At 65.3% G+C, this 8,007-nt stretch carries 7 protein-coding genes; 3 read left to right on the top strand and 4 right to left on the bottom strand.

All coding sequences use genetic code 11. From position 1 onward, the window contains the following. On the top strand, positions 1-258 hold a 258-nt coding region (locus GAK28_RS09265), incomplete at its 5' end, for an IS3 family transposase (protein WP_291776025.1). Positions 259-285: 27 nt separating this feature from the next. Here GAK28_RS09265 and GAK28_RS09260 read toward each other — a convergent pair. Further along, positions 286-750: a hypothetical protein gene (locus GAK28_RS09260; protein ID WP_291777537.1), complete on the bottom strand. Its 465-nt coding sequence runs from the start codon at positions 748-750 to the stop codon at positions 286-288. A 97-nt stretch (positions 751-847) separates the two neighbouring features. On the opposite strand from GAK28_RS09260, the gene GAK28_RS09255 reads away from it, so the two are divergent. Together GAK28_RS09255 and GAK28_RS09250 are read left to right on the top strand one after the other, a co-directional pair. Beyond that, positions 848-2,488, top strand: a complete 1,641-nt coding sequence (locus GAK28_RS09255) for a hypothetical protein (RefSeq protein WP_291777535.1) — start codon at positions 848-850, stop codon at positions 2,486-2,488. Next, positions 2,475-3,593 (top strand): autotransporter outer membrane beta-barrel domain-containing protein, encoded by a 1,119-nt coding sequence (locus GAK28_RS09250; protein ID WP_291777531.1) that lies wholly within the window; start codon positions 2,475-2,477, stop codon positions 3,591-3,593. The genes GAK28_RS09255 and GAK28_RS09250 overlap by 14 nt, the downstream gene beginning before the upstream one ends. A gap of 62 nt (positions 3,594-3,655) precedes the next feature. Here GAK28_RS09250 and GAK28_RS09245 read toward each other — a convergent pair whose 3' ends face one another. The 3 genes from GAK28_RS09245 to kdpB form a co-directional block, all read right to left on the bottom strand. Beyond that, positions 3,656-4,354, bottom strand: a complete 699-nt coding sequence (locus GAK28_RS09245) for a response regulator (protein ID WP_291777527.1) — start codon at positions 4,352-4,354, stop codon at positions 3,656-3,658. After that, a complete protein-coding gene (locus GAK28_RS09240; RefSeq protein ID WP_291777524.1) occupies positions 4,351-5,832 on the bottom strand; it encodes a DUF4118 domain-containing protein in 1,482 nt (493 codons plus the stop codon). Before GAK28_RS09240 ends, GAK28_RS09245 begins: the two co-directional genes overlap by 4 nt. 83 nt (positions 5,833-5,915) lie before the next feature. Next, entirely contained in the window at positions 5,916-7,997 is a 2,082-nt protein-coding gene (kdpB, locus tag GAK28_RS09235) for a potassium-transporting ATPase subunit KdpB (protein WP_291777521.1), read from the bottom strand. Between the last annotated feature and the right edge of the window lie 10 nt (positions 7,998-8,007).

Raw genomic sequence — 8,007 nt, 5'->3', positions numbered from 1 at the left:
GAGCACCGCGCCCTGTTGGAGCAATACGCTTTGATCGCCAGCATGAGTGCCAGAGGCAACTGCTACGACAACGCAGCAATGGAGAGTTGGAACCACAGTCTGAAGGTCGAGGCCATCCATGGTGAACACCTCGCCACACGGGAGCAGGCCAAGGCTCATGTGTTTGACTACATTGAGGTTGACTACAATCGGATCCGGCTGCACTCGACCCTGGGCTACCTCAGCCCAGAGCAGTACGAGCTGGCCAATGTCGCTTAGATAGGTGTCCGTAAATCAGGGGCAAGATCAGTCCTCGAGTTCTTCCGGGGGAATATGCATGACGATCGGATCAACCAGGTCGCCTTCACTTTCAATGAGAATTCGATCGACAGTCTTCGACTGCCGCGCCTTGACATGCCCCCTGGCATCGATCGGCTCCCACTCAAGCCGGAGTAGGTAGGTATCGCCGATACCTGCGCCATCGCCACCCATTGCCTCAACCCACAACGCGGTCGTCACTTCGATGGGGTCATCGAGGAGGCTGACGGGAATGGTTTGTCGGGCTCCCACGTCCGTCACGATCACGGGAACATTCAGATTGAGGTCGAAAATGCCTGACTGGGGCGCAGGCTCACCTGGACCGGGGGGAAGGGGCTTGTTGAACGTGGAGTCATAAGTGTCGGGGCTCCAGGCAACGGTATGCCGGGTCTTGCCGCGCTTCTTGTTGCTCACCGCATTGCGTGTCTTTTTACGATCCGTCAACGTATCCATTTCGAATCACTCCTTGGTGGGCTTCCGTCTCCACACGTTACGCCCAGTGCTTTTCCTACGAATATCGTCCATTGGTTGTAAGTGCTGGTGTCCGATATTGAATGAAGGCCGTCCGTTTCCGGACGCACTTGCCTGCACGAGCGATTTGGAACAGATTGATTTTGCCAATGAATGGATTTTTTCCATTTTTAGGACTAGGCCGCATAGGCACCTACGCCGGAATGTGCTGAAATTCCACATCATCGATATCAATGCCTCGTTCGCGCTCACGCTGCGGGCCGGGTCGACGTGCAAGGACGCAGACGCGTGGTCATGGGTGCCACACCGGAGGAATTTCATCATGCTTAATCATTCGTTGCCGAATATGAAAGGAATCATGCTCGCCACGCTCGCCGCTAGCGGCATCGCCTATGGCGACATGGCCCTGGCCGGAGACGTCCCAGCGGGCGGCAGTCGTACCATCGACGGACAAACGCTACCGGAGAACTGGACCGTCCAGGTCGACGGTACCTTGAATGTCGTCAATGGCTCGCGCATTGGTAGCGTCGACGCCACGCATGCCTATATCAACCTGTATGCGAGTTCGGTGCTCGCCCCTACGGGACAATTCGGTATCCAGGCCAGCAATGGCAGCCGGGTGGATATTCGCGACGCGACGGTGTCGGCGACGGCCAGCGGTAGTCGCGGCGTCGTCCTGGCCGGCACGGGCTCCGGCGTGGGAGCAGGAGAGGCCTCGCTCGCCACGATCAATAACAGCACCATCGAGGGTGCAGCGTATGGCGCGTCGCTGTCAGCGAATTCCGTGCTGGACGTTGCCGGATCCCAAGTGACCGGGACAGCAGCCAATGGCATGGGCATCGGCTTGTTCAGTGGGACGGCGACGTTTCGCGACGGCAGCGTCGTGACGGGGCAAGCGAACGGCGCGCAGATCATGACGCTGACGGTTCCCGGTGTCCCGGATGGAGGGCGCACGCTCATCCTCGACAACGCGACCCTCACCGGAGTGACGGGAAGCGGCGTCCTGGTGCAGCGCAGGAATGCATCCTCCACCAGCACGGCTACCATCTCGCTACGCAACGGCGCGAGCGTCAGTGGCGGCAACGGTACCGCGTTCGAACTGGGGCTGGGCGCGCAGGCTACGATCGATGTCGATGCGAGCCATGTCCTGGGCGACCTGAAGGTGGCGACCGGTTCTTCGGCAACGATGGCGCTACGCAACGGATCGACGATGCAGGGCGTCATGACTGGCGATATCGCTGCGACCGTGGCGGATACCGCGACAACGTGGAACGTTACCGGTGACTCGGACGTAAGCAGCCTGACGCTCAATGGCGGTGCCATCAATTTCGCCGCGCGTGGCGAGGATCATTCCAACCTGCTTGTGCGTGGCGATTTCGCCGGTACGGGTGGTTCCGTCACGCTCAATACGGTGATGAACGAAGGCGGCCCGCTTTCGGCGCAAGCCACGGATCGCCTGCTGGTTCAGGGGAACGTGACCACGACAGGCACCACGTACATCAACATCGCCGCGTCGGGCGCTGGGGCGAACACGGACACCAACGGTAACGATCGTCCGGACGCCAACGAAGGTATCTCGCTGGTGCAGGTGGGGGGGCACTTCGCGAAGCGATGCGTTCGCCCTGGGCCGTGGTTCGGACAACTACGGTGGCTTCAAGCTCGGCCTGACCGCCTTTGCGCCCGGGGAGAGCGATCCCTCGCAGAGCGTGCTGCCGGGTAATCCCGCCTCGTTCTGGGACTATCGCGTGCATACCGTCAGCTGCACGAAGGATGGCTGCGGCCCGACGGATCCCGAGCCGCCGGTAGATCCCGAGCCGCCCGTGGTTCCACCGGTCGTTCCGCCCGTGAATCCGCCGGAAGAACGCGAACAGGTGGCCTCGCAGGTGCCTGCGTACCTGACGCTGGGTCTCAGCCTGTTTAACTACAACGACCAGTTTGGCGGCCTGCGCCAGCGCCTGGGTGATATCCGCAGCGGTACGGCCAGCGATCCGTTGGGTGGCGAGGTATTCGCCCGTTACATCGGTGGGCAATCGCGCTATGCGGCCAATCGCTCGTTCACGAACTATGGCTACGACTTCGACCAGCAGAACAATGCGTTCCAGGTCGGTGCGAGCATCCTAAACGTGGTGGGCGACAATAGCCTGCTGCGTGCAGGCTGGGCCTTCGACCATGGCACGACGCGCCTGACGCCGCGTGCCGTGGATGGCCATAGTTCGAGCAAGCTCACCGCCAACGGCTTCAGCGGCTGGCTGACCTGGCAGCACGGCAGCGGCTGGTGGGTGGACGGCGTGGTGACCGGTCGTCGCTTCGTTGGCGACGTGGGTACCGACGACCTGGGCAAGGACATGGCCCGGGTGCATGCATCGAGCTGGGTCATGTCCGTGGAAACCGGCATGCCTTTCGCCGTGGGTGGCGAGTGGACCGTAGAGCCGCGATTCCAGTTGCTGCGCCAGAACGTGTCGTTCCGCGATTTCGCGGATGCGGACGGGCTGGACGTGAAGCTGGGCTCGGGTACGCAGACCAGTGCCACGGTTGGCGCGTTGCTAAGCCGCTTCATCAATCCGAAGCTTGCGCCGTATGTGCGCGTGGACCTCACTCATACGGTGAACGGCACGTCTACGCCGGACCTGACCAGCGAGGCTTGGAACGTGAGCAACCAGTTCGCCACGGGACGCACGGGTAATGCGGTGCGTGTGGCCGCAGGTTTGACCAGCCAGCTCACGCCCCATGTGCAACTTTATGGTGAGGGCAACTACCAGCATTACGTGGGTAGCTACGGTATGCGTGGGTGGTCCGGTAATGCGGGGATTCGCGTGACGTTCTGAGTTGGGACGTCGGTTTACGCTTTGAGGGTGCCGGTGATCCGGCACCCTTTTTTTTGTGCAGGTCAATCGATGCCAGCGAGGCGATAGCCCACCTGGAGCTCGGTCATCAGATGCTTGGGTCGTGCCGGTTCGTCTTCCAGCTTCTGTCGCAGGTTGGCCATGTAGACGCGGACGTAGTGCGGACGATTCGCATAACCCGGCCCCCAGACATCGAGCAGCAGCTGCTTGTGCGTGAGTACTTTGCCTTGTCCGCGCACCAGCGCGGCGAGCAGGCGGAACTCGATGGGCGTGAGGTGTACGGTCTCGCCGCGGCGGAGCACCTCATGCGTGGCGAGGTCCACGCCGATCTCGCCGAAACGGATGCGCGAACCCGTGTTGCCCTTGTCGCCAGCAAGGCTTGCACGGCGCAGCTGCGCACGTACACGGGCGACTAGCTCCGGTACGCCGAAGGGCTTTACCAGGTAATCGTCGGCGCCGGCTTCCAGCGCGGCTACCTTTTCGGTTTCACTGTCGCGTGCGGACAGCACGATGATGGGTGCGGACGACCAGCCGCGTACATCGCGGATCACGGCCTTGCCGTCATCATCGGGCAGGCCGAGGTCGAGCACGATGAGGTCGGGCTGACGACTGGCCGCGTCGATGCGACCCCTGAACGCGTCCTCGGATTCGTACACCTGCATGTCTTCGCGCTCCAGCGCGAGGCGCAGGAAACGACGGATGTCGCTCTCGTCCTCGATGACAAGGATGCGTGGACGGGTCATGCGAGGTCCTCAAGGTCGATCGTGGGGGGATCGCCCGCGGCGAGACGGATTTCGAAGCGTGCGCCGCGCGGCGCGCGTCGCGAGGCGACGATAGTGCCGCCGTGCGCCTCCACGATACGTCGGCAGAGCGCGAGGCCCAGCCCGACGCCGGGTACCGTCGACTCGGTGATTCCCCGGGTGAAATCGGCGAACAGGCCGCCCGCGTTGATGCCTTCCGGGAACCCCGGGCCATCGTCTTCCACCCATACGTGCAGCATGGCGCCGATGCGGTCGGCGCGGATCCACACGGTGGTGTCGTCCGGGGTGTACTTGGCGGCGTTGTCCAGCAGGTTCGCCAGCACGCGTTCGAACAGGCCGGCGTCGAGTTCCACCAGCGGCAGGGTGGGGGCGAGTTCGATCAGGATCTGGCGGCGGCCCATCGGCACGGCGGACAGCGCGGCGCCGAGCACTTCGTCGAGCGCGTGCCATTGGCGGTCCAGCCGCACGCCTTCGCCTTGCAGTCGCGCCGTGTCGAGCAGGTTGCCGACCTGGCGCTGCATGCGGTCGGCCTGCGCGGCGATGGCGCGCGCGACCTCGTCTTCGGGCAGCGTACCGGCCATGCCGCGGATGGCGGTCAGTGGTGTCCGCAGGTCGTGGGATACCGCAGCGAGCAGGGCGTTGCGCAGTTTTTCGCCTTCCATGCGCAGCATGGTGTCATGAGCGACCTCGACAAAATGCACGCGTTCCAGCGCAAGGGCGACCAGTGCGCGGCAGGCATCGAGCAGGGCGATGCGATCGGTATCCAGTGGTGTGGGATCGGCGCGGTGTAGCACCAGCACGCCACGCGTGCGCAACGGCGTGACCAGGGGCAGGTAGGTGGCGTCGTTGGCGGGCAGGGTGTCGGTGTCCCGCCCGGCGGCGCGGCCCTGTTCCAGCACCCATTGCGCGATGGCCGCGTCGCCGCCGGCACGCGTGCCGATGCGTTCGTCGTCACCGGGTAGCAACAGGGTGACCGTGCCGCCCAGCAAGGGGCCGATACGCGTGACGCAAACTCTCGCGATGTCTTCATCGCGGATCGCGCCGGCCAGGTCGCTGGCCACGGCGGCGAGGGCGCTGGCCCGGCGCTCACCGGCCGTGGCAGTCACCGCCTCCTCGCGCAGACGGGCGGCGAGCTGGCCGGTGACCAGCGCGACGACCAGCATCAGCACGAAGGTGAAAAGGTACTGGGTGTCGGAGACGTGGAAGGACCACACCGGCGGCACGAAGAAGAAGTCGAAGCTCGCCACACTGGCCAGCGCCGCGATGGCACCGGCCGCGCGCCCCCAGCGCAGGGCCACCAGCACCACGGTGAGCAGGAACAGCATCACCACGTTGGACAGGTCGAACACCCGCAGCAGCAGCGCGGCGATGCCCGTGCTGACCGCGCAGGCGGCCAGGGCGTAGGGCAGGACGCGAAAGCGGAAGGGGCGCCGCCGCGCCGGATCGGGGCGCTGGATCATCGGGGGCCACGCGTGGACGGGACTGGCCGGCGATGATACCTGCGCCTGGGCAGGCGCAGGTATCGACAGGAGCGTGAGCGTCCTCACATCAGGGGCGTGAGCAGCAGGTCGATGAGCTTGATGCCGATGAACGGGGCGATGAGCCCGCCCACGCCATAGATCAGCAGGTTGCGTACCAGCAGGCTCTGGGCGGGTGCCGGCCGGTAGCGCACGCCGCGCAAGGCCAGCGGGATCAGCGCCACGATGATCAGGGCGTTGAAGATCACCGCCGAGAGGATCGCCGAGGCTGGCGAGTGCAGGCGCATCACGTTCAGCGCATCCAGCGACGGGTAGGTGGCGACGAAGGCGGCCGGCACGATGGCGAAGTACTTGGCCAGGTCGTTCGCCACGCTGAAGGTGGTGAGCGCGCCGCGCGTCATGATCATCTGCTTGCCCACCTCGACCACGCGCAGCAGCTTGGTCGGGTTGGAGTCCAGGTCGACCATGTTGCCGGCTTCCTTGGCCGCCTGCGTGCCGGTGTTCATCGCCACGGCCACGTCGGCCTGGGCGAGCGCGGGGGCGTCGTTGGTGCCGTCGCCGGTCATCGCCACCAGGCGTCCCTCGCCCTGGTAGCGACGAATCAGGGCAAGCTTGTCTTCCGGGGTAGCTTCGGCGAGGAAGTCGTCCACGCCTGCTTCGGCGGCGATGGCGGCGGCGGTGAGGCGGTTGTCGCCGGTGATCATCACCGTGGCGATGCCCATGCGACGCAGGCGGGCGAACTGCTCCTTGATGCCGTCCTTGACGATGTCCTTCAGTTCCACGACACCGAGCACCTGGCGCCCGTCGGATACCACCAGCGGCGTCGCGCCACGACGGGCCACGGATTCCACGGTGCGCTCGACATCCACGGGGAAGGCGCCGCCGAGGGCTTCCACATGGGCGCGGATGGCCGAGGCGGCGCCCTTGCGGATGATCCGTTCACCGAGATCCACGCCGCTCATGCGCGTGCGGGCGCTGAACGGCATGGCCACGCCGCCGTTGAGTTCGCGACCGCGCAGGTCGAAGCGCTGCTTGGCGAGGATGACAATGGAACGGCCTTCCGGGGTTTCGTCGGCCAGCGATGCGTACTGCGCGGCATCGGCGAGCGTGGCTTCGTCCACGCCCACGGCGGGCAGGAAGGCATGCGCCTGGCGGTTGCCGAGGGTGATGGTGCCGGTCTTGTCCAGCAGCAGCACGTCTACGTCGCCGGCCGCCTCGATGGCGCGACCCGAGATGGCGATGACGTTGTTTTTCAGCATGCGGCTCATGCCCGCGATGCCGATGGCCGAGAGCAGGGCGCCGATGGTGGTCGGGATCAGACAGACCAGCAGGGCCACGAGCACGGTAAGGCCGACGACCTGGCCATGACCGCTCAGCAGCACGCTCAGCGACGAGAACGGCAGCAGGCTCGCGCAGACCGCGAGAAAGATCGCGGTGAGCGCCACGAGCAGGATGGTGAGTGCGACCTCGTTCGGCGTCTTGCCGCGACGGGCGCCTTCCACCATGGCGATCATGCGATCGAGGAAGGCTTCGCCCGGATTGGCCGTGACGCGCACGATGATCCAGTCCGACAGCACGCGCGTGCCACCGGTCACCGAGGAGAAGTCGCCACCGGATTCGCGGACCACGGGCGCGGACTCGCCGGTGATGGCGGATTCGTCGACCGAGGCCACGCCTTCCACCACTTCGCCATCGGCGGGAATGGTGTCGCCGGCTTCGACCAGCACATAGGTGCCGGCCACGATCTCATCGCTGGGCACGATGTGCCAGGTGCTGTCGTAGCGCGGTTCGCGCAGCACACGGGCATGCACGCGTTTCTTCGCCGCACGCAGCGCTTCGGCCTGGGCCTTGCCACGCCCTTCGGCCAGCGCCTCGGCGGCGTTGGCGAACAGCACGGTGAACCACAGCCATGCGGCGATGGCGAAGACGAAGCCGGCGGGAGCGTCGGCGTGTCCACGCAAGGCCTGTATGCCAAGCACGGTGGTGAGGATGCTGCCGAGGTACACGACGAACATCACGGGGTTCTTCCACTGCGTCGCCGGCGCCAGCTTGGCGAACGCGGCGATGGCGATGTCGAGCGCGCCGGGCGAGGCCACGGCGGGGCGCGTGGCGACGTCGTCGGGCACGGTGGGATGCGGGGTGGTCATGGGCATCTCC

The organism is Luteibacter sp. (assembly GCF_009912395.1).
Lineage (GTDB): Bacteria > Pseudomonadota > Gammaproteobacteria > Xanthomonadales > Rhodanobacteraceae > Luteibacter.
The sequence above is the reverse complement of the archived record's forward strand: the minus strand, read 5'-3'. Positions and strand labels throughout refer to the sequence as shown.

Bases quoted from the DNA above. Each gene is read 5' to 3' on its own strand.
- GAK28_RS09260 (WP_291777537.1), bottom strand. From the start codon at position 750: ATGGATACGTTGACGGATCGTAAAAAGACACGCAATGCGGTGAGCAAC.
- GAK28_RS09245 (WP_291777527.1), bottom strand. From the start codon at position 4,354: ATGACCCGTCCACGCATCCTTGTCATCGAGGACGAGAGCGACATCCGT.
- GAK28_RS09240 (WP_291777524.1), bottom strand. From the start codon at position 5,832: ATGATCCAGCGCCCCGATCCGGCGCGGCGGCGCCCCTTCCGCTTTCGC.
- kdpB (WP_291777521.1), bottom strand. From the start codon at position 7,997: ATGACCACCCCGCATCCCACCGTGCCCGACGACGTCGCCACGCGCCCC.